Source organism: Microbacterium sp. BWR-S6Y (genome assembly GCF_041379845.1).
Lineage (GTDB): Bacteria > Actinomycetota > Actinomycetes > Actinomycetales > Microbacteriaceae > Microbacterium > Microbacterium hydrothermale.
Genome location: NZ_JBFECV010000004.1, coordinates 220,093 through 242,595 on the forward strand (window position 1 = coordinate 220,093; position 22,503 = coordinate 242,595).

Sequence of the window (22,503 nt, forward strand, 5' to 3'; positions counted from 1 at the left end):
GCTGCTGCTCATTCATGAGACTGGAACTTGTGGCGGAACACACGCGTCAATAGAAGGAACGGTTCGACAAGATACCGCTTCGCCAGGCGACGAGGGGAGTGGGCGAGCCGGTACAGCCATTCCAGGCCGACGCGCCCCATCCACCGTGGAGCGAGCTGCTGTGATCCTGCGAAATAGTCAAAACATCCCCCGACGTTGGCGACGACCGCGCCATCTCCGATGGCGTCGAGATGGTCGAGAATCCACGCCTCCTGCGTGGGCATTCCCAATCCGACGAGAACGAGATCCGCATTCGCGAGCGCGTCGTCTAGGGTGCGTTGGCTGTGCGCGTTGCCGTTTTCCTGAAACCGGAACCCATCGAAGTGACGCCACTGGATGTTGTGTGTGTTGTCGTTGACATGACTCGACATCTTCGCCGCCGTCTCACTGGTTCCACCTACGGCTACGACTCGAAGCGCAGGATCACGCGAGAACAGCTCTTCAAGCCAATCGGTGCTGCCAATGCGTTCCCGCGACGTGGGCCATTTGGCAGACGCTGTCGTGAACCTCGCGAGAAGGAGGATCGGCCAACCGTCGATCAGAGTCACATCGCTAACTGCTGTCAGCCGCTTGACGGGACCTTCTTCCAGAGTCAGGTGGAGGGCGTGAAGATTGAGGTTTGCGAGGATGCGAGGTTGCTGACGGGACGGGGCGGCATCCAAGATCCAGTCGCAGGTCTGCTCCACATCGAGCGGGGTGACCGTTCCGAGGCCCCAGGGGAGCGCGACGCTCTTCACGTCGTATACCGCCTGATCTGGGCGACCCTGTCGAGAAGGGGCTGGATCCTCGCCGTCCAGCTATGGGCGCTGCGAACCCGTTCCTGATCGCGAACTCCGGTTCGTAGAAGATCAGCGAGGCGCGTGGAAGCGGTTCGCAATGCCTGTTCCAATTCTCCCTCGTTCTCGCCGAAAACCTCGACGGCATAGCCCTCTGATGAAAGTCGTTCCGTCGTGTCATGGCGAGAGGCCAGGACGGGCCGCCCCGCGGCGAGGTACTCCCAGAGCTTGAGCGGGGAGAAGTACACGCCCTCGGAACTTCCGTGACCTGCGTAACAGATGTCGACGGTCCTGAGGAACGAAGGCACCTCATCGGGATGGACGCGCCCAAGAAATGTCACCCGCGAACCCAGGCCGAGTTCGTCAGACAGTCGGCGGAGCGTTCCGTACTCGGGGCCTTCTCCCGCGATCCGAACTCTCCACGGGGTTTCGCTCGCGCACACAGCCCGCAGCAGGCGGTCCACACGCTGCCAAGGGTAAAGGGTGCCGAGGAACCCGATTGTCGGAACCTCCTGCTGTTGGGCTGAGGCGTTCTCATGTCGGGTGGTGTCGACGCCGTTCTCCACCACCAGAATGCGATCGATCGGCACTCCATAAATCTCATGGATGGCGGTCTTCAATTGCTCGGTGACGGCCACGATAAGGTCAGCGCGACGGAGAGTACGACGCTCGAAGAACGTAGCGACGCGTCGGCTCGAGGTCGCTCGGCGGTCGGAGGTGGACTCGATTGCGAGCAGGGCATTCACCTCGAGCACCCACGTCGCGCCTCTTCGCTGCGCAACGCTGCCCAGCTCCTGCATGAGCGCGTACCGCTCGTAGGCCATCGCGGCGGCGGGGGAGGTGGTTCCGAGGTGACGGCGCAGGTTCACCCTGGAGCGGACGCGATAGACGAGGCGCCCTACGTCAGCCGCAAGCAGCCGGAGGATCGAGGCCGTCATGCGCGCTTCGCTTCCCGAGGCATGGAAAGACTGCGGAACAGTATCGCCGACAACGAAAGTTCGAACACTCGACCCGCTGTCCCTTAGCGCTCCGATCACTCCGAGGATGTGAGACCGAGGACCGAGACTCTCCGTCGTCGGCTTAGTCGAAAGCCGGGGCGCACCCGACAGGTAGAGGACAGGCGTGACTTTCGGGCTCCCGAGGTTTGAGGGCGAGATCGTCGTCTCAGTCAAGATGTCTCTCTCTCAGAAAGAATGAGCGCCGCATCCACCCCGCATCTTTGGGGGTACGCGGAAAGACGCCTCAACGTGTCAGTGCAATGATACAGGGCGGCGCGAGGCAGACAGTGAACGCGTTGCTGAGCGGCGTTCCGCTTTCGCCGATCGTCGCCGTGCCTTCTCTAACGTCCCTGTCGAGAAGAGGGTAGTGAACAAGAAAAGCGGCACTACCTCGGTGTACGCGTATGAGGGCACGAGATACATCACAAACCCCGCCGCGGCCGCGGTGAGCGCAATCGCGAATGTCCCGGAGGCCACGGAGCTACCTAGAGACGCACCCTGCCTGTAGGAGCGCACGAGAACCTTGCCGATGATGACCACAAGAGCAATGAGGCCGACGACTCCGAAGTCGACCGCAGTCTGGATGTAGGTCTGATGGAAGTGGGGTACGTCCCAGCTCCTGAACTCGGGAATTGAGTAAGCCACAGCGGCAGCGTCAGGCGTCTCGAAATATGCGCCGTAACCCCAACCGAAGATGGGCTTCTCCGCCCACGTCCGCAACCCCCAGTCCCAAAGCACGGTGCGACCTGTCAAGGTCGCGTCCCGGGAGAGAAGGCCGAGAACATCGGACCATGTCCATGCGATAAGGAGCCCACCGGCGATCGCGGTTAGGACGAGCGAAGCGATCCACGCGCGGGCGCGCATACCGCGGTCGAGCGCGCGGCGCGTCAACAAGTAGATGGCGACGGCGAATGGGAGGAGAACCAGAGCCGTGGAAGAACTTGAGAGCACGATGACGGCGAGGAGGGTGATGATCGACACCACGCGACCCAGCCCGGGCCGCGAAGTTGCGAGGATCGCCACAACCCCGGTCGCCGCGTAGAACCCTGCCACGATCTTATGGGGGAAGAGGCCCTTGAACGGGGCCGTTCCGACGAGATTCGCTCGGTTTGCGGCGTCGACGTAGATAGCGATGTCAGCACGGAAAACATAGAGCGCAAGGCCAATGAGCGAAAGTGCGACCGTTACGCGAGCGAGGAGCACGAGAACGCCCCGCATGTTCAGGTCAATCGACATGAGGTAGGCGACGCACAGCACGCCCACCAACGTGGAGCCGTACTGGAGGGACGTCTGCGGCGCGACTGACCATGTCGCTGAGGCCAAGATGTAGACGCTGAAAAGCACGACAGTGAACAATGCCCCCGGTCGTTCCCGGGCGGCGGCGAGCACCAACAGCACGGCGAAAGCATTCAGCGCCAACCAGGTCCAGTAGAGCGCAGTGTCGGAAGGCGCGCCGAGGTAGCGGGCCGGCGCCGAAACGAGGGTGGGAGCCATCATCAACAAGGCGACATAGACCGTGTAGAAGGCGACGCGCAGTTGTCGGCCGGTAGTCATGGGCTGAGCCAGCGCGATGACGTCTTGTGACGCGTCCCCAGCTTTTGTCGCGGCTGCGCGTCTATAGCTTCTCGACTCGCTCGATGTCCCCACGGGCAGATACTACCCCGAGGCGGTCCGAGCACTTTGCCGGATCCCTACCGACCAGAGCCTGCGCTCACGACGAACGAGCGATTTCCAGCCACTTCGTCCCGAGGGAGACGAGATTGATACTTCCACCGGCGCCCGGCTTGAATGCCCCATTCATTTGAAGGTCCGTGCCCTCGGACATTCCCCCTGTCGTTCCGTTGTCGAAGACGAGACTGACAATACGGCCCGGACGACCGGGCGCTATCTTCGACACAGCCTGCGACCCCTTCACGCGCACGACGTCGGCCCATGGAGGCAAGGTGATGGTGCTCGCCGCTGTCACGGTGGGTATATCGTCCTCTCCCAGGTCAGTGGCAGAGACTCGAAGCAGTGCCGACTCAGTCCTTATCGAGATCCCGCTGAGCTGCTCCTCCGCTCGGAAGACCCCACCCGTGATGACTGACCGGCCCGTGTCCCCTGTCTCCACATAGGCGAACGTCTGGCTCATGGTCGCGCCACGGCTCGGGAGTTCAGGCGTCTCGGAGTTTTCCGGAACCCACAGGGCGGACAACTCCACGGCGTCGTCCCAAGCGCTGCAGCCCATGATCGTCCAAGCGTCGCCTCCGTCGTTGCGTATTGCGGCCGCGGAGACCGCGTCAGCTGAGGCCGAGCCGCCTACGTTGGTCCGGCCATTGCGCGTGAATGTCGATCCAGCCAATGTCAGATGACGGGTGCGCTCTCCCGTGAGACCCGATCCGCCGTTCTCCCATATACGGCACCCAGTCACGATGCTCCCGTCGCCGCCGCCTGCTTCAAAACAGAACCCGTCACCGAGGTTCTTCTCTGCCTGGCAACCGCTGAAAATATGGGTTCGAGACGTGATTCGGAAGCCGTGCTGATCGTTGTTATCGCCGCCTCGCACGCCCGACTGCCAGACGTGCACGTTGGACATGTTCTGCGAAGACGACTCGAGAAAGACGCCCGATAGACCCGAACGACCCACATCGATGTTGGACCAGAGCCCATCCGTGGATCCCGAGTCTTCGTTCTTCGCCGAGCCGTGTACGCGAATGCCGTATGCGCCGCAATCGCGGACGATGAGGTTCTCCAACATGTGCGCAAGAGATCGGCTGTCCCTGCCCACGGCGATGCCGGTACGCGGGGCCCGGTTCAGATTGCAGTTACTCACACGGTTGTAGCCAGCATTCAGGACCAGAAGGTCGTTCTCTCTTGTCGCGCCGCCGCCGTCGAGCTGCAGATTTTCCACAGCGGCGAACGTGGCGTTCAACGAGACCAGCGGATCCGCGCTCGTTTCGGAATGACGAAGAGAGATCTGAGAAGCGCGAGGCCCATCACCTCGGATCGTCATCGGGTGACCGGCGGGTACCGTCAAGGTTCCTGCCGCCAGCAGGTAGGCCCCGCGGGGGAAGTAAATGGTGGCGGGCTGTCCGCGGATTTGTGCTACTTCGAGCGCCCGTCGAACGGCCGCGGAGTCGTCGGCAGCGCCGTCGCCGCGCGCACCGTGGTCGCGAACATTGACCATCACGTAAGCGTCGCTTGGTGGGGGTTCTTCCGGGGCCCAAGACCCGCGCGTAGCGGCGACGGCACCCGCAGCTGCGACCCCCGTCATGAGGATCAAGTCCCGGCGGCTCGGTGACAGCGGTTCTCTACTCACGATCGGACACTATCCAGACGCGTGTGGGGAAGCGGAAAAAAGCAGTCCGTTATGCGGCAATTCAAAGGCGCTGAATACAGGTGTGAAACAAGCCTCACAGCATTGACGCCAGCCGTAGCGAGGAGGGTGCGATCGGGCATCCGTTGCAGGTTCAGGGCGCGATGGCGATCCTCGCGGCCGCACGCAGGAACAGCGCGACTCGCTCGGCAGCAGGGGCCAACTCCTCAAAAGAACGGCGATATGTCTCATCGGACCGGCGGTAGGGGTCGACAACATCGAACTCATCCGCGCTTTCCGGCGGAGGAACGGTGCCGCGCAGCGCCGAAGCGAGGGCGACGGCCGCTCGCATCCCGTCAACCTCCGTCGCAGCACTCGACTGACGAATCGCGTCCGGGAGGGCGGGCTCCGCATGATCAGCAATGCGAGCGAGCTCACGGAGCGTGAACGACCGTCGCATGGCGCCTGGGAATGACTCGACGATGATGCGTCGATGTTCGCGGGCCATTGTGACGATGAGGTCGGCGCCGCGGAGCATGGCGATATCGAATTGACGTGCGACGTGCCCGGATGCATCGATACCTGTTGCCGCGGCGAGACGTTGTGCCTGCTCGGGAACTCCGCTGCCTACCAACGCACCCGTTCCAGCGCTCGATACCTCGACGTCCGGGAAAGATCGCAGCGCATCCGCGATGATGAGTTCCGCTACCGGCGATCGACAGATGTTTCCCGTGCATACGGAAAGCACGGAGAAGGTCACTGGCTTTCCGGCTTCTGTCGACGAGCGCGGCGCTGACCCTCGCCAGCGGAGATTGTTTCCTCCTGCGCGCTGTAGGAGTACGCGCCGTAGCCGTAGCTGTCCGGGCCCTTCGCCGGCAGCATGGTCACGATCACGCCGAAGAGCCGGCTGCCGATGGCATTCAACTTTTCGACCGCAGCGGTGAGCTGCGGCTTCTTCGTTGTTCCCGACGCGGCGACCATGAGCACACCACTGGTGAACCGTGAGACAACAGCGGCATCAGTGACAAGGAGAAGCGGAGGAGCGTCGACGAGAACATAGTCGAACGCCTCAGACAGCTCCGACAGGGTGCGCTGCATCGCCTGGCTGCCGAGCAGTTCCGACGGGTTTGGGGGCGTCCGGCCGGACGGCAGGACGAAGAGCCTGCCGGTTCCCCATTGCTGCAGTACGTCGACCAGCTCTGCACGACCGATCAGGACATCGGTGAGTCCAACCCCGCCTTCGATTCCCATGTAGTCGGCGACACGCGGCAGTCGAAGATCGCCGTCTACAAGGGCGACGCGGGCACCGGTCTCTGCAAGCGCGATCGCAAGATTGGCAGTTGTCGTCGACTTGCCCTCGCCGGGGCCAGCGCTCGACACGACGAAGGAGCGCGACGCGCCATCGACATCGATGAACTGGAGGTTGGTCCGCAGGCTCCTGAACGATTCTGCACGGGGGTTTCGCGGGTCCGCGTGGACGATGAGGGGACGCTTCTTCGCGTCTGGGTCAAGAGCGATTCCGCCCAGCACGGGGGATTCGGTCGCGGCCTCGATGTCGTGAAGTGAGTGGATGCGAGTGTCGAGAATCGAGCGCAGGACGGCAAACGCGAGGCCCAAACCGAGGCCGACGATAATTCCGAGGGCGATATTGATCGGGGTGTGGGGAGCGGCCGGAGACGTGGGAACGAGCGCTGGCTCAATCGTCTCGACTTTCACCAGGCTTGCTGCGCTTCCGTCAGGCTTCTCCAGTTGGTTCACGACCACGTTCGCGAAATTGGTGCCCACTGAGTTCGCGATCGACGCGGCCAACTCCGCATTCGCATTCGACGCCTTGATCGAGATGATCACCGAGTTCGTCGGAGAGGAAGCGTCGATGGACTTTGCGAGCTGCTGCGCGGATTCGTCCAGGTTGAGATCATCGATCACGCGATCCAGGACCAGAGCGCTGTCGACCACATCAACAAAACTGACTACGGCCTGACGTGCGAAGTTTGTCCCTTGCGCAAGTTCGCTGACGCCGGAGCTCTCCGATCGCACGGATACGTACAACTGGGTGCTCGCCTCGTACGTCGGCGTCTGGAGCAGCGAGTACCCGTACGCGCCAGCGCCGCCGAGAATCGTCAGCGCCAGGATGAGGATCCAATTGCGATGCAGGATCCGGAGATAGTCGCGCAGTTCCAAGCCTCGTCCATTCGCCTGTCGTCTCGGTGAGTGGGTGCCCGGCAGTTTCGCGAGATTTCTCCGGCTATTGTTGCCCGAGACAATCCGCGCCGTACTCGGCGCCCCCTCGACTACCCTACGACATTCGCAGAACGGCGCCGGAGATGCGCCGGGGAGACGCCATGAACGACCTCGGAAAGCTCGTCGGTCCCTCGCCCGATCAGAGTCGGGCCGTTCGGGCCGAGGCAAAATCCGGCTCAGATCGCGATGCCTTGGCCGCCCTGGTGGGTGCCCCCTCCGTCAACGAGTCGGGCGCTGCTCAACGGTCGGATTCCGCCTCGCTGAAAGCATTGGTGGGAAGCGGCCAACAATCGACGGCGCCCGACCGCACGCAGGATCTCGTCGACCTCGTCGGCGGCGCCCGTCCCGCGTCGTCTCCTGATTCCCGTGCGGCACTCTCGGCGCTGGTCGGCGCCGGCGGAAAGTCCGCCGAAGACGCCGGGTGGCAGGCGCCCGAACTGGCGCAGGTCGGCAAGAGGCCTCTGTTCGGGGGACGACGTAAGGCCGGCGCCGTCAACTATCTGAGCGTGGCCGCTGCCGTGGTCGCCGTGCTCGCCATCGTCGGCACGGCATCCTTCGCGGTCGTACAGCGTGCGACGGCGAACCCCGCGGACGACGCAATGATCAGCCTGCGCGAACGCGAGGCCGAGCTCGCGAACGACACGAAGGTGCTTCAGACGGCCGCCGACCTCTACGACGCCTCGGTGACGGAGGCTGCGTCGCTGGCCCAGGCGAGCGAGTCCGTCTTCGTCGCCCTGCAGGGCCGCGTCGACGGGGCAGCCCTGGGTGCGGCCGAGTCGGCCCGGGGCACGCTGTTGCAGGCGTCCGCCACGGCGGCGCCCGTCTCCATCCCCGAATACCAGCGTGCGTCGATCGACGAGAAGTCGCTCGCCGACGTCGGCAAGGCGATCGACGGCGTTCGTCTCGCCCGGGAATCTCTTCCCACCCTGATCACCGACGCACGCGACGCCCGGTCGCAGATCACCGCGGCGGTGTCGGCTTTCAAGTCGCAGCTCACGGCGCTGGGTTCCGCGATCAAGACAGAGGCCGACAAGCTGGTCGTCGAGAACGACTCCGCGGCGCAGAGCTTCCGCGCGGCGGTCACCGACGCGGCGGGACGCGTGACGGCGGCCCAGCAGGCCGGTGGAGACGGCCTCGCGGAGATGCCCGTCTACGCCGCGGCCGTAGACGCGCTGCGCACCGAGAACCAGCGCGTCCTGGCGCTTGAGGCGGCCGAACGCGAGCGGACGCCCACCCAGCAGCCGAGCCGCAATCCCGGCTCAGGGGGATCGAACACGGGAGGCGGGTCGACGAACCCGTCGCCCGCACCCTCTCCGTCGCCCTCGGAGTCCACGCCCCCGACCGAACCCACCGATCCGCCCACCGACACCCCGACGGATCCGCCGACGACCGAGCCCAGCCTGCCGCCGATCATCGTCGACCCCCCGGCCACCGGTGACGGAACGGGGGCCAGCTCGTGACCGCGGATTCGAGTTCGCGTCGCGACCGCTCCCGTCGCTCCACCACCGACGCAGCCCCCGCGCCCTCCCCGCGCACCAAGCTCGCCGCCGCCATCACCGGCTGGACCCTGGGCGCCCTCGGCTTCGCCGTCTTCGGCGCGGCCGCCATCGCGCTGGCGTTCGCCCACCAGGCGGGTGTCGTACGCACTGATCTCCTCGGGGCGCAGGCGAAGCTCTCCTTCGTTCCGCAGATCGTCGCCAATCGCGACATCGCGGGTCTGAACCAGGTCTCGGGCGAGGTGCTCGAGCAGACGAATCGCGCGGATGCCAATTCGTCCGGACCGCTGTGGGACCTGGCATCCTCGCTGCCCCTCGTCAAAGACAACACCGAGGCGGTGCAGAGCCTCACCGCCATGACCCGCGAGCTGACCGGGCGGGCGCTCCCGCCGACGGTCGCGCTGCTGTCGGCCTCGGACCTCTCGTCGCTCGCGGTGGAAGGCGGAGGCATCAATCTCGAGCCGTTCCGCGCGGCCGAGGGCGCGCTGCCCGAGATCACTGCCGCATTCACGGATGCCAAGGTGGTCACCGACGGCATCGACCGCACGAACCTGCTGCCGATCGTCACCGAGCCGCTCGACCAGGTCGCGCAGATCGTCGATCAGGCCGCCCCTTCCCTCACGCTGGTGCAGAAGTATCTGCCGTCCCTGCTGGCAGCCGCGGGTGCGGACGGACCGAAGACGTATCTGGTGCTCTTCCAGAACAACGCCGAGATCCGCGCCACCGGAGGAAACCCCGCTGCGTCGAGCGTCATGGTCGTCGACAACGGACGCATCGAGCTCAAGGAACAGTCCGACTCGATGGCGTTCTACGCCGCGGGTCAGGCCGGCCGGTCGGCGCTCGACCTGCCCGAGAGCACTCTCGCGCTCTACCCCGACACCTTCACGCGGTACTCGCAGGACTTCACGTTCTCACCCGACTTCCCGACCACGGCGCGCCTGTTCGAATCGCTCTGGAAGCGCACCGACGGGTCGCAGTTCGACGGGGTCATCTCGATCGACCCGGTCGTGCTCGCGCACATGCTCGAGGTGCTCGGGCCCGTCGATCTGCCGACCGGTGAGCAGATCACCGCGGAGAACGCCGTGAAGCTCGTGCTCAGCGACGCGTACCAGCGATACGGCGACGCCGGTGACAACGGTCGATCGTCCGACGAGTTCTTCGCGTCCGTCTCGTCGACCGTGTTCTCTCGCCTCGCCGCGGGGCAGTGGAACCCGATCGCGATGTTCGATCAGCTCACCCGCAGCGCGCAGGAGCAGCGCATCAACCTCTGGTTCACCGACGAGCAGGCCCAGGCTCTCGTGACCGAGGTGGGCCTCGACGGCGGGCTGCGCGGCGACAACGCCGCGTCGACGCAGCTGGGCATCTACCTCAACGACTTCTCCGTCGGCAAGCTGGAGTACCACCTCTCGACCGAGGTCTTCGCTTCGTGCAACGCGGCGGATCGCACCGTCAACGTCAGCATGAACATGCGCAACGGCATCACGGATGACATCACCAACGCCTACACGCTGGGCTTCCGCAACAGCTCGTACGGTCTGCCGTCGCGCACGATGATGCTCGACACGCTCTTCTTCGCGCCCCCGGGCGCGACGATCACGGCGATGGATCCCGGGCAGGGCGACATCCCGTCGCTGTCGCGCAGCGGCAATGAGAACGGCAACACCGGTGAGAGCCGCATGGTCACGCTCGGCCAGAACGAGACGCGCACCGTCTCCTACACCGTGCAGCTGCCCGGTGGTCCGCTCGGACCGCTCGACCTGCGTCACACGCCGACGGCGAGCGACACCCCGGTCACCGTCGACGCTTCCTGCGACCCGTTCCTCGCCGGTTTCGCGAGCTGACGGCAGGTCGAACGCCGCCGGCATCCGGCTTCCAGGCGCTCCCTCTGCACTGTGTGTCGAGGGGCGTGGGCCGTCAGGGCGCGGCGTGAGACGACGCCGAGACCCCGGTACCGGGGCGGCGCAATCTGTCACGGTGACTGCGTACGGGTGCGCGCATTTTGGATATCTTTGCGCAATCTTGACAAGGCCTTGACGTGACGCCGAGGTGGGTTTGCGTTCGCCGCGATTCGATGTGAGCAGCGTCGGTTGCGTTCCGACGTGCCGAGCCCGCATCCCGCGACGGCTCGTCGTCGCCGTGTCGGGGGGGGTGTGGGCAATGGCCACCGTGCTCTCCGACGTCCCACCGACGCAGGCCGACTTCGGCAGCGTTCGCATCCGCGCCCTCCTCAGCGCTCATCCCACGACCGCCCCGCTGCGCGCCGCCCCCGACGAGGTGACACTGGTCGTCGCTCTCGATCGGCCACCCTCCATCCGGGGAGTGATCACCGAGAAGGGCCCCTGCGTCGCCGTCCTTACCTCGGATGCCGCCGCTGACACCGTTCCTCCGGCGAAGTGCCACCTCGTGCTGACCTTCCCCGCCCAGGTTCTGAACGGTGTCGGGCTGGAGGCGCCCTTCTTGCAGGCGATCGACACGCACTCCGCCCTGTTCTGGCCCTTCCTCACGTTCGCGTGGACCTGCGTGACCACGAGGGACCGCCAGACCGGGCTCTCGCTGTACTTCATGGAGCGACTGCTGCAGGAGATGGTCGTCGGTGTCGTGGTCGCGTCGCTGCGAGCTCGACACGACAAGCCCGCAGCCGATCTGCACGCGGCGGCTCTCTCGGTGATCACGGCGCGCGTGGGCGATCCCGATCTGACGGCGGCTTCCGTCGCCGCGGAACTGAACACGTCGCTGCGCACCCTGCAACGGCAGTTCTCTGCGCGCGGCACGACGATGGACCGCAGCATCCGGAATGCCCGGGTGCGGCACGCGATGGCTCTGCTGCGCGATCCTGCCTACTCCTCGCTCTCGATCGAACGAGTGGCCCACGCGTGCGGCCTCGCGAACGGCTCGTCTCTCGCCCGCGCGTTCGCCGCCGAAGGGCATCCCTCCCCGACGCGGGTGCGCGCGGCGCGCCACCTCCGCGCCGTTCGCGCCTGACGCGCCATCTCTCATACCTGACGCGCCGTCTTCATCGCTTCACCCGCGTGCTCACCTCACTGCGTCGGGATCATCGCCGTGTTGTCGCCTCGTCCTTCACCCGATGCCGGACGAGACATCCGATCGAACCCCTGGGGGGCACACATGAGCACCGAGAACTCCGAGACCGTCACCGGCTCCGTCAGCCGTCGCGCCGTCATCAAGACCGCCGCGTGGGCCGCGCCCGTCATCGCCGTGGCCGTCGCCGCGCCGCTGGCTTCCGCCAGCACCACCGGCCCGCAGCCCGTGCCCTCCGGGTCGGCGAGCACCCTCGACGGCGGCACGTCGATCTCCACCTACCGTGGTGGCAACCCGAACGAGATCCGCATCAACCAGTCCACCTCGGGCTTCGGCTTCTTCATCTACGACGGCAACGGCGACGAGTACCCGGCCGGCTCGTACTACGCGTCGGCACCCACGATCACGGTGAAGTGGTCGGGAACGGGCGACTACACCCCGATCCTCCAGAACCTCCGCGGTTGGACCCAGTCCGGTGGCACCGTCGCGTCCGGCACCTCCGGCAGCATCACGTTCTCGTACTCCGGACAGCTGCTCAACGGCGCCGCGAACCGGGTTCCGGCTCCCTACGTGATCCTGCGCCCGACCTCGGGCAACACGCTGCCCCCGACGCGCGCCGTCGTCGAGGCCTCTGCGGTCAACTTCGAGACGATCGACAGCGGCGTCACCATCTGATCCGCGACACTCCGAAGGGCGCCGCGCACACCGCGCGGCGCCCTTCGTCATCTGCGTCCGTCAATGTCTTCCGGGCGACGGCCCCGCACGCCAAAATGAGCGTGAATCGAACCGGCGTTCCGGCCGGATCGTGCGAGTGAGGGGGAACGCCATGGGCGTCGACGACATCATCAACAAGGGCAAGAAGCTCCTCGACGAGAACCGCGACAAGATCGAAGAGGCTCTCAAGAGCGAGAAGGCCGAAGAGGTCAGCGACAAGATCCTCGACGGCGCGGCCGACGCGATCAAGAAGGTCGTGCCGGCCGAGCAGCACGCGAAGGTCGACGAGGTCCGTCAGAACGTCGACAAGCACATCGGCAACGCCTGAGACCCCGTACGCCGCGGCGCCGTCCTCCGGGGCGGCGCCGCCGCGCGTGACGGGCGGTGAAGAGCGTCCCGAGACGCTCTCGGCCCACCCGACGGATGCCGCCCGCTCAGTCGAGCGGTCCGAACGCGCGGTCCAGGGGCCAGAGGATGGCCCGCACCTCGCCGATCACGTCGCTGCGGGGCACGAAGCGCGCACACTCCGCGGATGCCGGGGCCCCGCGGCATCCGACGACCGAATCCGCCGAGTTCGCCCTGTTGTCGCCCATCACGAGGTACTCGCCGTCGGGAACCGTGATCGGCCCGAAGCACCGCGTCGACGCCGGGACGCTGCCGCAGTCGAGCTGCCCGGCGACGAACGGCGCATCGTTGCGGACGTAGCTCTCGTCGAGCGCGACGCCGTCGACTTGCACCGCCCCTTCGGCGCTGCAGCACTGCACGGTCGAGCCGGGTTCTCCCACGACGCGTTTCACGAGGGCGTCGAGGTTGCTCGGGCCGAATCCCACCAGGTCGCCGACCCACCCCACCGCTGTCCGAAGCGCGCCGCGCGGTGCGGCATCCGTCTTCCACGTGTCGGGGCGGGAGAAGACGATCACGTCGCCCTGCACCGGGTCGCCGAACGAGAGCGAGATGCGATCCGCCAGAATGCGATCCCCCGTCTCGAGGGTGGGCGACATCGACTCGGACGGCACCTGGAACGGCTTGACGAAGAACAACTGCACGAGCGCGAGCACGACGAACGCGGCGACCACGTGCGTGATCGGCGAGCGGCGCACCCGCCGCCACACGCTGCGCTCCTGCGCCGGACGCGTCGCTCCGGTCGTCATGCGGCCTCGATGAAGCCGAGCGAGCACAGTTCGTCGAGCGTGCCGGCGACCAGGGTGGCGGCGTCGGCCCCCTCCGGCTCGCCGAACTCGGCGACCGCCGCGGTCATCGTGGCCTCGACCGTCGCGCCCTCGAGGCACTTCACCCACACGAGGCGGCCGAGCTCGCCGAGGGCGGTCACCACCCCGTCGCGCAGGATGCACGCGCGCCCGTCGACGAGGATCGCATCGTCGTACCGCCCCGCGCGCCACGGCCCGGACGAATCCGACCGGTGGGGGAGCGCCCACGTCGCCGGCATCGACGGCGAGGCCTCGAACATCCGCTCCACGAGCGCGGGGAGTTCCGTGGCATCCCGATAGACGAGGCGCGTCGGCGCACCGACGGCGTCGAACAGCCGAGCCAACCACTGCAGGGGCGTCGGCAACTCCGGCAGATAGCTGATCTGAGGGGTCATCTCGCAGATGGCGTCGATCGTGTCGACCACGACGGGGCCGACCTCGTCGGCATCGGGCTGCCGGTCGAGCAGGGTCAGTCCGACGAGGCGGAGCGGGCGTGGCGGCAGATCGCGCAGGCCGACGTCGCTGGGAGCGATCTGCTCCTTGTGCACCAGCCCCGGCGTGATGACCGACAGGGGCTTGCGATACGAGCGGACGGAGAGGTCCGCGGCGACCGCCACCGTCTCGTCGCTCACGTACGAGAAGTGCCGACCCAGATGACGGGATGCCGTGGTCTTGCCGCGCCCGGACGGTCCCACGAACGCGATCGTGCGGCCGTCCTCCTTCGACACCCCCGCCGCGTGCAGCAGGAGTCGCGAGCCGCGCAGCGCGTCGAGGGCTTCGAGCGTCACCCGGGTGGAGAGGTCGGAGAGCCCGGCGGCCGGGTCGGCGAAGAAGTCCGGCGACAGCTCGATCGCACGCCGGTGCTGCGGCACCGCCCCGGTCGCGAGGCAGTCCTTCCACGCCGCGCGGATGCTCGAGCGCACGGCATCCGGCAGCGCGGCCGTGGCACGGAGTTCGACGTCGACGCCCATCGCGTCGACCGCGCAGACCGTCGTGAGGGGGGAGGCTTTCTCGACCGGGCTCATTCGCGTCTTCCTGCCCGGGGTGGAGGCGCTGGATTCACGTCGCGGAACCGCCCTCGAGCGCCCTCATCCTATGGGGGAGCGACCGCGGCGGGGGAGTGCGGACGGCGGCATCCTGAGCATCCGCCGAGCGCGACACGCCCGGGTTTGCGACGCGTGCCGGGGGTCCGTAGACTAGACCAGTTCCACATTCCGGCGCGCGCTCGGCGCGCGCCAGGATCACTGTCTCGGCAGTGCACAGGCGGCGCGGAAGCGCAGGGTCCTGGGCCGCGGGCAGCAGAACACCACACCGAACCCCTCATCCTTCACGGGATTCGCACGCGTGCGTGCGCGGGGCGGGCCGGATGCCACGACGTGGCATGCGGTTTGACAGCTGAACAGCGGTGCAGCATCTCTCGCGAAAGCGAGGGGAAGTGCCAGGGTGCGTCAGCACCACCGTGCGTCCAATGCCCCAGGTCGGGTAAGACGCTGAAAGAGAGAGAGCAGACAATGGCGGGACAGAAGATCCGCATTCGCCTGAAGTCGTACGACCACGCCGGGCTCGACTCGTCGGCGCGCAAGATCGTCGACACCGTGACCCGTGCCGGCGCCACCGTGGTGGGCCCGGTTCCCCTTCCGACCGAGAAGAACGTCGTGTGCGTCATCCGGTCGCCCCACAAGTACAAGGACAGCCGCGAGCACTTCGAGATGCGCACCCACAAGCGCCTCATCGACATCATCGACCCGACGCCCAAGGCCGTCGACTCGCTGATGCGTCTCGACCTCCCGGCCGATGTCAACATCGAGATCAAGCTCTGAGGTTCGACATGGCTGACATCAACTCCAAGATCTCCAAGGGCCTCCTCGGCACCAAGCTCGGCATGACCCAGGTGTGGGACGAGAACGGCAAGCTCGTTCCCGTCACCGTCATCGAGGTCGCCCCGAACGTCGTGACCCAGCTGCGCTCGCTCGAGAAGGACGGCTACAACGCCGTTCAGATCGGCTACGGCCAGATCGACCCCCGCAAGGTGAACAAGCCCCTCACGGCTCACTTCGACGCCGCCGGTGTCACCCCGCGCCGCCACCTCACCGAGGTGCGCACCGCGGATGCCGCCGACTACGCGCTGGGCCAGGAGCTCACCGTCGACGGCCTCTTCGAGGCCGGCCAGCTGGTCGACGTCGTCGGCACCAGCAAGGGCAAGGGCACCGCCGGTGTCATGAAGCGTCACAACTTCAAGGGCGTCTCCGCTTCGCACGGTGCGCACCGCAACCACCGCAAGCCCGGTTCGATCGGCGCCTCGTCGACCCCGAGCCGCGTCTTCAAGGGCATGCGCATGGCCGGCCGTATGGGTGGCGAGCGCGTGACCGTCCTCAACCTCACGGTGCACGCCGTCGACGCCGAGAAGGGCCTGATGCTCGTCAAGGGCGCCGTCCCCGGTGCTCGTGGCCGCATCGTCTACGTCCGCAACGCAGTGAAGGGTGCCTGATCATGGCTGACTCGACTCTCGCGCTCGACGTCCTGAAGGCCGACGGCAAGAAGGCCGGCTCCGTGGAGCTGCCCGCCGCCATCTTCGACGTCAAGACGAACATCCCCCTCATCCACCAGGTCGTCGTGGCGCAGCGCGCCGCGGCTCGCCAGGGCACGCACTCGACCAAGCGTCGTGGCGAGGTCTCGGGTGCCGGCCGCAAGCCCTTCAAGCAGAAGGGCACGGGTAACGCCCGTCAGGGCTCGATCCGCGCGCCGCACATGACCGGTGGTGGCATCGTCCACGGTCCCAAGCCCCGCGACTACAGCCAGCGCACCCCCAAGAAGATGATCGCCGCCGCCCTCCTGGGCGCGCTCAGCGACCGCGCTCGTGGCCAGCGTCTGCACATCGTCGACAGCTTCGCCATCGAGGGTGCTCCCTCGACCAAGGCCGCTGCTGCCGCGCTGAAGGCTTTCGGTGCCGTCAAGAACGTCCTCGTGGTCATCGACCGCGACGACGAGCTGACGATCAAGAGCGTGCGCAACCTCGCGTACGCCCACGTGCTGACCGTAGGCCAGCTGAACACCTACGACGTGCTCGTCTCCGACGACATCGTCTTCACCAAGGCCGCCTACGACGCGTTCGTCGCGTCGAAGAGCGCTGCCACCGAGGAGGTCTCGGCATGACCACCGTCAACAAGGACCCGCGCGACATCATCCTGAAGCCGGTCGTCTCCGAGAAGAGCTACTCGCTCATCGACGAGGGCAAGTACACCTTCCTGGTGGACCCCCGTGCGTCGAAGACCGAGATCAAGCTCGCGATCGAGAAGATCTTCAGCGTCAAGGTCGCTTCGGTGAACACGCTGAACCGTCAGGGCAAGGCCCGTCGGACCCGCTTCGGCATCGGCAAGCGTAAGGACACCAAGCGTGCCATCGTCACGCTGAAGTCCGGCACCATCGACATCTTCACGTCTGTCGGCTGACGGTCGGGATAGAGGACAACAACAATGGCTATTCGCAAGTACAAGCCCACGACCCCCGGTCGCCGCGGCTCGTCGGTGGCCGACTTCGCCGAGATCACCCGATCGACGCCCGAGAAGTCGCTGCTGCGCCCGCTGTCGAAGACCGGTGGCCGTAACAACCAGGGCCGCATCACCACGCGTCACATCGGTGGTGGCCACAAGCGTCAGTACCGTCTGATCGACTTCCGTCGTAACGACAAGGACGGCATCGACGCCAAGGTCGCGCACATCGAGTACGACCCCAACCGCACCGCGCGCATCGCGCTGCTGCACTACGCCGACGGTGAGAAGCGCTACATCCTCGCCCCGGCGAAGCTGGCGCAGGGCGACGTCGTCGAGTCGGGTGCCGGCGCTGACATCAAGCCCGGCAACAACCTGCCGCTGCGCAACATCCCCACCGGTACCGTGATCCACGCGATCGAGCTGCGTCCCGGCGGCGGAGCGAAGATGGCCCGTTCGGCCGGCGCCTCGGTGCGTCTGGTCGCGAAGGACGGCCCCTACGCGCAGCTGCGTCTGCCCTCCGGCGAGATCCGCAACGTCGACGTGCGCTGCCGCGCCACGATCGGCGAGGTCGGCAACGCCGAGCAGTCGAACATCAACTGGGGCAAGGCCGGCCGCATGCGCTGGAAGGGCGTCCGCCCGACCGTGCGTGGTGTCGCCATGAACCCGGTCGACCACCCGCACGGTGGTGGTGAGGGTAAGACCTCCGGTGGTCGTCACCCTGTTTCGCCGTGGGGCAAGGCCGAGGGCCGCACCCGCCACGCGAACAAGGAGAGCGACAAGCTCATCGTCCGCCGTCGCACCGCCGGCAAGAAGCGCAAGTAGGAGTAGAGGAAGATGCCTCGCAGCCTTAAGAAGGGCCCCTTCGTCGACGAGCACCTGCTTCGCAAGGTCGTCTCGCAGAACGAAGCCGGTTCCAAGAACGTCATCAAGACCTGGTCGCGCCGTTCGATGATCATCCCCGCCATGCTGGGACACACCATCGCCGTGCACGACGGTCGCAAGCACATCCCCGTGTTCGTGACCGAGACCATGGTCGGCCACAAGCTGGGCGAGTTCTCGCCCACCCGCACCTTCCGCGGCCACGTGAAGGACGACAAGAAGGGCCGTCGCCGCTAAGGCGACCGAGGAGGAGAGAGAAATGGTGGAGTCCATCGCACGCGTGCGACACATCCGCGTGACCCCTCAGAAGGCTCGTCGTGTCGTCGCGCTCATCAAGGGGAAGCAGGCCGAAGAGGCCCTCGCCATCCTGAAGTTCGCGCCGCAGGGCGCGAGCGAGCCGATCTACAAGCTCGTCGCCTCGGCGATCGCGAACGCTCGCGTCACCGCCGACAAGACGAACGAATACCTGGATGACGCCGACCTGTACGTGAAGAACGCGTACGTCGACGAGGGCACGACGCTGAAGCGTTTCCAGCCCCGCGCTCAGGGTCGCGCCTTCCAGATCAAGAAGCGCACGAGCCACATCACGGTCGTGCTCGCGACGCCCGAGGCCGCTGAGGCAGCCCCGGCTCGCGCCAACAAGAAGGCGAGCAAGTAATGGGACAGAAGGTCAACCCGTACGGCTTCCGCCTCGGCATCACCACCGACCACGTGTCGCGGTGGTTCTCGGACTCGACGAAGCCCGGTCAGCGTTACGCCGACTACCTCGCCGAGGACATCAAGATCCGTCGCCTGCTGACCACCTCGCTCGACCGCGCCGGTGTCAGCAACATCGAGATCGAGCGCACGCGTGACCGCGTCCGCGTCGACATCCACACCGCCCGCCCGGGCATCGTGATCGGTCGCCGCGGCGCCGAGGCCGAGCGCATCCGCGCCGACCTCGAGAAGCTCACCGGCAAGCAGATCCAGCTGAACATCCTCGAGGTTAAGAACCCCGAGGCCGACGCTCAGCTGGTCGCGCAGGGTGTCGCCGAGCAGCTCTCTGCTCGCGTGGCGTTCCGTCGCGCGATGCGCAAGGGTCTGCAGGGCGCGCAGCGCGCCGGCGCCAAGGGTGTCCGCATCCAGGTGTCGGGTCGCCTCGGCGGCGCCGAGATGAGCCGCTCCGAGTTCTACCGCGAAGGCCGTGTGCCCCTGCACACCCTGCGCGCGAACATCGACTACGGCTTCTACGAGGCCAAGACGACCTTCGGCCGCATCGGCGTGAAGGTCTGGATCTACAAGGGCGACCTCACCAACAAGGAGCTCGCCCGCGAGCAGGCCAACGCGCCCAAGTCGCGCGGTCGTGACGACCGCGGTGGCGACCGTCGTCGTGGCCCGCGCAACGAGGCCCCCGTGGCAGAAGGAGCGTCGGCGTAATGCTCATCCCCCGCAAGGTCAAGTACCGCAAGCAGCACCACCCCGGTCGCTCGGGCCAGGCCACCGGTGGCACCTCGGTGTCGTTCGGTGAGTTCGGCATCCAGGCTCTGACCCCCGCCTACGTGACCAACCGTCAGATCGAGTCCGCTCGTATCGCCATGACGCGTCACATCAAGCGTGGTGGAAAGGTGTGGATCAACATCTACCCCGACCGTCCGCTCACCAAGAAGCCGGCCGAAACCCGCATGGGTTCCGGTAAGGGTTCCCCCGAGTGGTGGGTTGCCAACGTCAAGCCGGGCCGCGTCCTCTTCGAGGTCGCGGGTGTCAACGAGGAACTCGCTCGTGAAGCACTGACCCGAGCCATCCACAAGCTGCCGCTGAAGGCACGCATCATCAAGCGCGAGGAGGGCGACGCGTAATGGCGATCGGCACCAAGCAGCTCGCCCCGAGCGAGCTCGACACGTTCGAAGACCAGCGCCTCGTCGAGGAGCTGCGCAAGGCCAAGGAAGAGCTGTTCAACCTGCGCTTCCAGTCGGCCACCGGCCAGCTCGAGAGCCACGGTCGCATCCGTGCAGTCAAGCGCGACATCGCGCGTCTGTACACGGTGATCCGTGAGCGCGAGCTCGGCATCCGCGCCACCCCGGCTCCGGTCGAGGCTCCGGCGAAGGCGAAGAAGAGCAAGGCGAAGAAGGCGGATGCCGCTGACGACGCCACGAAGGAAGAGGCGGAGTAATGGCTACCGCGAAGAAGGCCGAGGCGCAGGTCGCCGGCCACGAGCACGCCGAGAACGACGTTCGCGACGAGAACGCCCGCGGTTACCGCAAGGCGCGTCGTGGCTACGTCGTCAGCGACAAGATGGACAAGACGATCGTCGTCGAGGTCGAGGACCGCGTGAAGCACCCGCTCTACGGCAAGGTCATCCGCCGCACCTCCAAGGTCAAGGCGCACGACGAGACCAACTCGGCGGGCATCGGCGACCTGGTCGTCATCAACGAGACCCGTCCGCTCAGCGCCACCAAGCGCTGGCGCCTGGTCGAGATCCTCGAGAAGGCCAAGTAAGCCTCGCGGCTTGCTTGGAACCCAAGGAGTAAAAAGTGATTCAGAACGAATCCCGGCTGAAGGTCGCCGACAACACCGGCGCCAAGGAGCTGCTCACGATCCGCGTGCTCGGCGGCTCCAACCGTCGCTACGCCGGCCTCGGTGACGTCATCGTCGCCACGGTCAAGGACGCGATCCCCGGTGGAAACGTCAAGAAGGGCGACGTGGTCAAGGCCGTCGTCGTCCGCGTCGTGAAGCAGACCCGCCGTCCCGACGGCTCGTACATCAAGTTCGACGAGAACGCCGCCGTGATCCTGAAGAACGACGGGGAGCCCCGCGGCACCCGTATCTTCGGACCGGTCGGTCGTGAGCTTCGTGACAAGAAGTTCATGAAGATCGTCTCGCTCGCCCCGGAGGTCATCTGATCATGGCGAAAATCAAGAAGGGCGACCTGGTTCAGGTCATCTCGGGTGCCAAGCCCGAGCGCGGCGGCGACCGCGGTAAGCAGGGCAAGGTCCTCGAGGTCCTGTCCGAGCAGAACCGCGTCATCGTCGAGGGCGTGAACTACGTCACCAAGCACAACCGCGTGGGCCAGTCCCAGCGCGGCACCAAGACCGGTGGCATCGAGACGTTCGAGGCCCCGATCCACATCTCCAACGTCGCGCTCGTCGACCCCTCGACCAAGAAGCCGACCCGTGTCGGCCACCGTGTCGAGGAGCAGGTGAAGGACGGCGTCAAGCGCACCGTCCGTGTGCGCTACGCGAAGAAGTCAGGCAAGGACCTCTGAACATGAGCACCGTGACTGCCGCGGAGACTGGCAAGATCCAGCCCCGCCTCAAGCAGAAGTACAACGCCGAGATCAAGAAGGCGCTGCAGGACGAGTTCGGCTACGAGAACGTCATGCAGATCCCCGGCCTGGTCAAGGTCGTCGTGAACACCGGTGTCGGCGAGGCCGCTCGTGACAGCAAGGTGATCGATGGTGCGGTCGACGACCTCACCAAGATCACCGGTCAGAAGCCCGTCGTCACCAAGGCCCGCAAGTCCATCGCGCAGTTCAAGCTGCGTGAGGGCCAGGCCATCGGCGCGCACGTCACCCTCCGTGGCGACCGTGCGTGGGAGTTCATCGACCGCCTCGTCAACCTCGCCCTGCCCCGCATCCGCGACTTCCGCGGTCTGTCGGCCAAGCAGTTCGACGGCAACGGCAACTACACCTTCGGTCTCCAGGAGCAGTCCGTGTTCCACGAGATCGATCAGGACCGCATCGACCGCGTGCGTGGTTTCGACATCACCATCGTCACCACTGCCAAGACCGACGACGAAGGCCGTTCGCTGCTCCGCCAGCTCGGGTTCCCCTTCCAGTCGGCCGACCAGCAGGCCTGACCCCTCGGGCCCCCGGGTTTCCGGGGGCCCGTCATCGAAGGTCGGCTGTCGTGTAACGGCAGCCGAAACCTCATGAAAGAAAGAAGCAACACATGACGATGACAGACCCGGTCGCAGACATGCTGACCCGTCTGCGCAACGCGAACTCGGCGCACCACGACTCCGTGTCGATGCCGAGCTCGAAGCTCAAGACGAACATCGCCGCCATCCTCAAGCAGGAGGGTTACATCGCCGACTGGAGCGTCGAAGACGCGCGTGTCGGCCAGACCCTCAACATGACGCTGAAGTACGGCCCGAACCGCGAGCGGTCGATCGCCGGCATCAAGCGCGTCTCCAAGCCCGGCCTTCGCGTGTACGCGAAGTCGACCGAGGTCCCCACGGTCCTCGGCGGACTCGGCGTCGCCATCCTGTCCACCTCCTCCGGTCTCCTCACCGACCGTCAGGCCGAGCAGAAGGGCGTCGGCGGGGAAGTCCTCGCCTACGTGTGGTGATC

Annotated in this window: 28 protein-coding genes; 20 read left to right on the forward strand and 8 right to left on the reverse strand. The window is 66.2% G+C overall.

The annotated features are described in order from the left end of the window. Window positions 1-8: 8 nt before the first annotated feature. From AB1K56_RS10405 to AB1K56_RS10430, 6 genes are all read right to left on the reverse strand, one after another. Window positions 9-776, reverse strand: a complete 768-nt coding sequence (locus tag AB1K56_RS10405; RefSeq protein WP_371205588.1) for a WecB/TagA/CpsF family glycosyltransferase — start codon at window positions 774-776, stop codon at window positions 9-11. Then, window positions 773-1,987 (reverse strand): glycosyltransferase, encoded by a 1,215-nt coding sequence (locus AB1K56_RS10410; RefSeq protein ID WP_371205589.1) that lies wholly within the window; start codon window positions 1,985-1,987, stop codon window positions 773-775. Before AB1K56_RS10410 ends, AB1K56_RS10405 begins: the two co-directional genes overlap by 4 nt. Before the next feature lie 78 nt (window positions 1,988-2,065). Further along, window positions 2,066-3,367 carry an O-antigen ligase family protein gene (locus AB1K56_RS10415; protein ID WP_371205590.1) on the reverse strand — a complete coding sequence of 434 codons (1,302 nt, stop codon included), beginning with the start codon at window positions 3,365-3,367 and terminating at the stop codon, window positions 2,066-2,068. Between the two features lie 157 nt (window positions 3,368-3,524). Then, window positions 3,525-4,979 (reverse strand): glycosyl hydrolase family 28-related protein, encoded by a 1,455-nt coding sequence (locus AB1K56_RS10420; protein WP_371205591.1) that lies wholly within the window; start codon window positions 4,977-4,979, stop codon window positions 3,525-3,527. A gap of 283 nt (window positions 4,980-5,262) precedes the next feature. After that, window positions 5,263-5,868, reverse strand: a complete 606-nt coding sequence (locus AB1K56_RS10425) for a low molecular weight phosphatase family protein (RefSeq protein ID WP_371205592.1) — start codon at window positions 5,866-5,868, stop codon at window positions 5,263-5,265. Continuing rightward, window positions 5,865-7,289 carry a polysaccharide biosynthesis tyrosine autokinase gene (locus AB1K56_RS10430; protein WP_371205593.1) on the reverse strand — a complete coding sequence of 475 codons (1,425 nt, stop codon included), beginning with the start codon at window positions 7,287-7,289 and terminating at the stop codon, window positions 5,865-5,867. The genes AB1K56_RS10425 and AB1K56_RS10430 overlap by 4 nt, the downstream gene beginning before the upstream one ends. 161 nt (window positions 7,290-7,450) lie before the next feature. On the opposite strand from AB1K56_RS10430, the gene AB1K56_RS10435 reads away from it, so the two are divergent. From AB1K56_RS10435 to AB1K56_RS10455, 5 genes are all read left to right on the forward strand, one after another. After that, window positions 7,451-8,809, forward strand: a complete 1,359-nt coding sequence (locus AB1K56_RS10435) for a hypothetical protein (protein WP_371205594.1) — start codon at window positions 7,451-7,453, stop codon at window positions 8,807-8,809. After that, window positions 8,806-10,686: a DUF4012 domain-containing protein gene (locus AB1K56_RS10440; protein WP_371205595.1), complete on the forward strand. Its 1,881-nt coding sequence runs from the start codon at window positions 8,806-8,808 to the stop codon at window positions 10,684-10,686. The genes AB1K56_RS10435 and AB1K56_RS10440 overlap by 4 nt, the downstream gene beginning before the upstream one ends. 316 nt (window positions 10,687-11,002) lie before the next feature. Next, on the forward strand, window positions 11,003-11,827 hold the full coding sequence (locus AB1K56_RS10445; protein WP_371205596.1) for a helix-turn-helix domain-containing protein: 825 nt from the start codon (window positions 11,003-11,005) through the stop codon (window positions 11,825-11,827). A gap of 144 nt (window positions 11,828-11,971) precedes the next feature. Beyond that, window positions 11,972-12,559 (forward strand): hypothetical protein, encoded by a 588-nt coding sequence (locus AB1K56_RS10450; protein WP_371205597.1) that lies wholly within the window; start codon window positions 11,972-11,974, stop codon window positions 12,557-12,559. 151 nt (window positions 12,560-12,710) lie between these two features. Then, window positions 12,711-12,926: a hypothetical protein gene (locus tag AB1K56_RS10455; RefSeq protein ID WP_275797916.1), complete on the forward strand. Its 216-nt coding sequence runs from the start codon at window positions 12,711-12,713 to the stop codon at window positions 12,924-12,926. A 106-nt stretch (window positions 12,927-13,032) separates the two neighbouring features. On the opposite strand, the gene lepB is transcribed toward AB1K56_RS10455, so the two are convergent. Beyond that, entirely contained in the window at window positions 13,033-13,749 is a 717-nt protein-coding gene (gene lepB, locus AB1K56_RS10460) for a signal peptidase I (protein WP_371205598.1), read from the reverse strand. Next, a complete protein-coding gene (locus AB1K56_RS10465; protein ID WP_371205599.1) occupies window positions 13,746-14,831 on the reverse strand; it encodes a hypothetical protein in 1,086 nt (361 codons plus the stop codon). The genes lepB and AB1K56_RS10465 overlap by 4 nt, the downstream gene beginning before the upstream one ends. Before the next feature lie 486 nt (window positions 14,832-15,317). Between AB1K56_RS10465 and rpsJ the strand changes: the two genes are divergently transcribed. The 15 genes from rpsJ (at window position 15,318) to rpsH (ending at window position 22,501) form a co-directional block, all read left to right on the forward strand. Then, window positions 15,318-15,626 (forward strand): 30S ribosomal protein S10, encoded by a 309-nt coding sequence (rpsJ, locus tag AB1K56_RS10470; protein ID WP_013584016.1) that lies wholly within the window; start codon window positions 15,318-15,320, stop codon window positions 15,624-15,626. Window positions 15,627-15,634: 8 nt separating this feature from the next. After that, window positions 15,635-16,294, forward strand: coding sequence for a 50S ribosomal protein L3 (gene rplC / locus AB1K56_RS10475; RefSeq protein ID WP_056226244.1), 660 nt, complete (start codon window positions 15,635-15,637; stop codon window positions 16,292-16,294). A gap of 2 nt (window positions 16,295-16,296) precedes the next feature. Next, window positions 16,297-16,959 (forward strand): 50S ribosomal protein L4, encoded by a 663-nt coding sequence (gene rplD / locus AB1K56_RS10480; protein ID WP_371205600.1) that lies wholly within the window; start codon window positions 16,297-16,299, stop codon window positions 16,957-16,959. Next, window positions 16,956-17,255, forward strand: a complete 300-nt coding sequence (rplW, locus tag AB1K56_RS10485) for a 50S ribosomal protein L23 (RefSeq protein WP_264629983.1) — start codon at window positions 16,956-16,958, stop codon at window positions 17,253-17,255. Before rplD ends, rplW begins: the two co-directional genes overlap by 4 nt. Before the next feature lie 24 nt (window positions 17,256-17,279). Further along, window positions 17,280-18,119 (forward strand): 50S ribosomal protein L2, encoded by an 840-nt coding sequence (rplB, locus tag AB1K56_RS10490; protein WP_251536293.1) that lies wholly within the window; start codon window positions 17,280-17,282, stop codon window positions 18,117-18,119. A gap of 12 nt (window positions 18,120-18,131) precedes the next feature. Then, the gene (gene rpsS / locus AB1K56_RS10495; RefSeq protein ID WP_013584011.1) at window positions 18,132-18,413 is read left to right on the forward strand and encodes a 30S ribosomal protein S19; all 282 of its coding nucleotides are present in this window, start codon (window positions 18,132-18,134) and stop codon (window positions 18,411-18,413) included. Window positions 18,414-18,435: 22 nt separating this feature from the next. Then, on the forward strand, window positions 18,436-18,834 hold the full coding sequence (gene rplV, locus AB1K56_RS10500) for a 50S ribosomal protein L22 (RefSeq protein WP_136585944.1): 399 nt from the start codon (window positions 18,436-18,438) through the stop codon (window positions 18,832-18,834). Further along, entirely contained in the window at window positions 18,834-19,592 is a 759-nt protein-coding gene (gene rpsC / locus AB1K56_RS10505) for a 30S ribosomal protein S3 (RefSeq protein ID WP_058230882.1), read from the forward strand. The genes rplV and rpsC overlap by 1 nt, the downstream gene beginning before the upstream one ends. Beyond that, window positions 19,592-20,011 (forward strand): 50S ribosomal protein L16, encoded by a 420-nt coding sequence (rplP, locus tag AB1K56_RS10510; RefSeq protein ID WP_136585943.1) that lies wholly within the window; start codon window positions 19,592-19,594, stop codon window positions 20,009-20,011. The genes rpsC and rplP overlap by 1 nt, the downstream gene beginning before the upstream one ends. Continuing rightward, window positions 20,011-20,325, forward strand: a complete 315-nt coding sequence (gene rpmC, locus AB1K56_RS10515; RefSeq protein ID WP_136585942.1) for a 50S ribosomal protein L29 — start codon at window positions 20,011-20,013, stop codon at window positions 20,323-20,325. Before rplP ends, rpmC begins: the two co-directional genes overlap by 1 nt. Next, window positions 20,325-20,651, forward strand: a complete 327-nt coding sequence (gene rpsQ / locus AB1K56_RS10520) for a 30S ribosomal protein S17 (RefSeq protein ID WP_076673706.1) — start codon at window positions 20,325-20,327, stop codon at window positions 20,649-20,651. Before rpmC ends, rpsQ begins: the two co-directional genes overlap by 1 nt. 35 nt (window positions 20,652-20,686) lie before the next feature. Continuing rightward, window positions 20,687-21,055, forward strand: coding sequence for a 50S ribosomal protein L14 (gene rplN / locus AB1K56_RS10525; RefSeq protein WP_013584005.1), 369 nt, complete (start codon window positions 20,687-20,689; stop codon window positions 21,053-21,055). Between the two features lie 2 nt (window positions 21,056-21,057). Beyond that, window positions 21,058-21,417, forward strand: coding sequence for a 50S ribosomal protein L24 (gene rplX / locus AB1K56_RS10530; RefSeq protein WP_076673708.1), 360 nt, complete (start codon window positions 21,058-21,060; stop codon window positions 21,415-21,417). Window positions 21,418-21,419: 2 nt separating this feature from the next. After that, window positions 21,420-22,010: a 50S ribosomal protein L5 gene (gene rplE, locus AB1K56_RS10535; protein ID WP_076673711.1), complete on the forward strand. Its 591-nt coding sequence runs from the start codon at window positions 21,420-21,422 to the stop codon at window positions 22,008-22,010. A gap of 92 nt (window positions 22,011-22,102) precedes the next feature. Continuing rightward, window positions 22,103-22,501, forward strand: a complete 399-nt coding sequence (gene rpsH / locus AB1K56_RS10540; RefSeq protein ID WP_013584002.1) for a 30S ribosomal protein S8 — start codon at window positions 22,103-22,105, stop codon at window positions 22,499-22,501. Window positions 22,502-22,503: the final 2 nt, after the last annotated feature.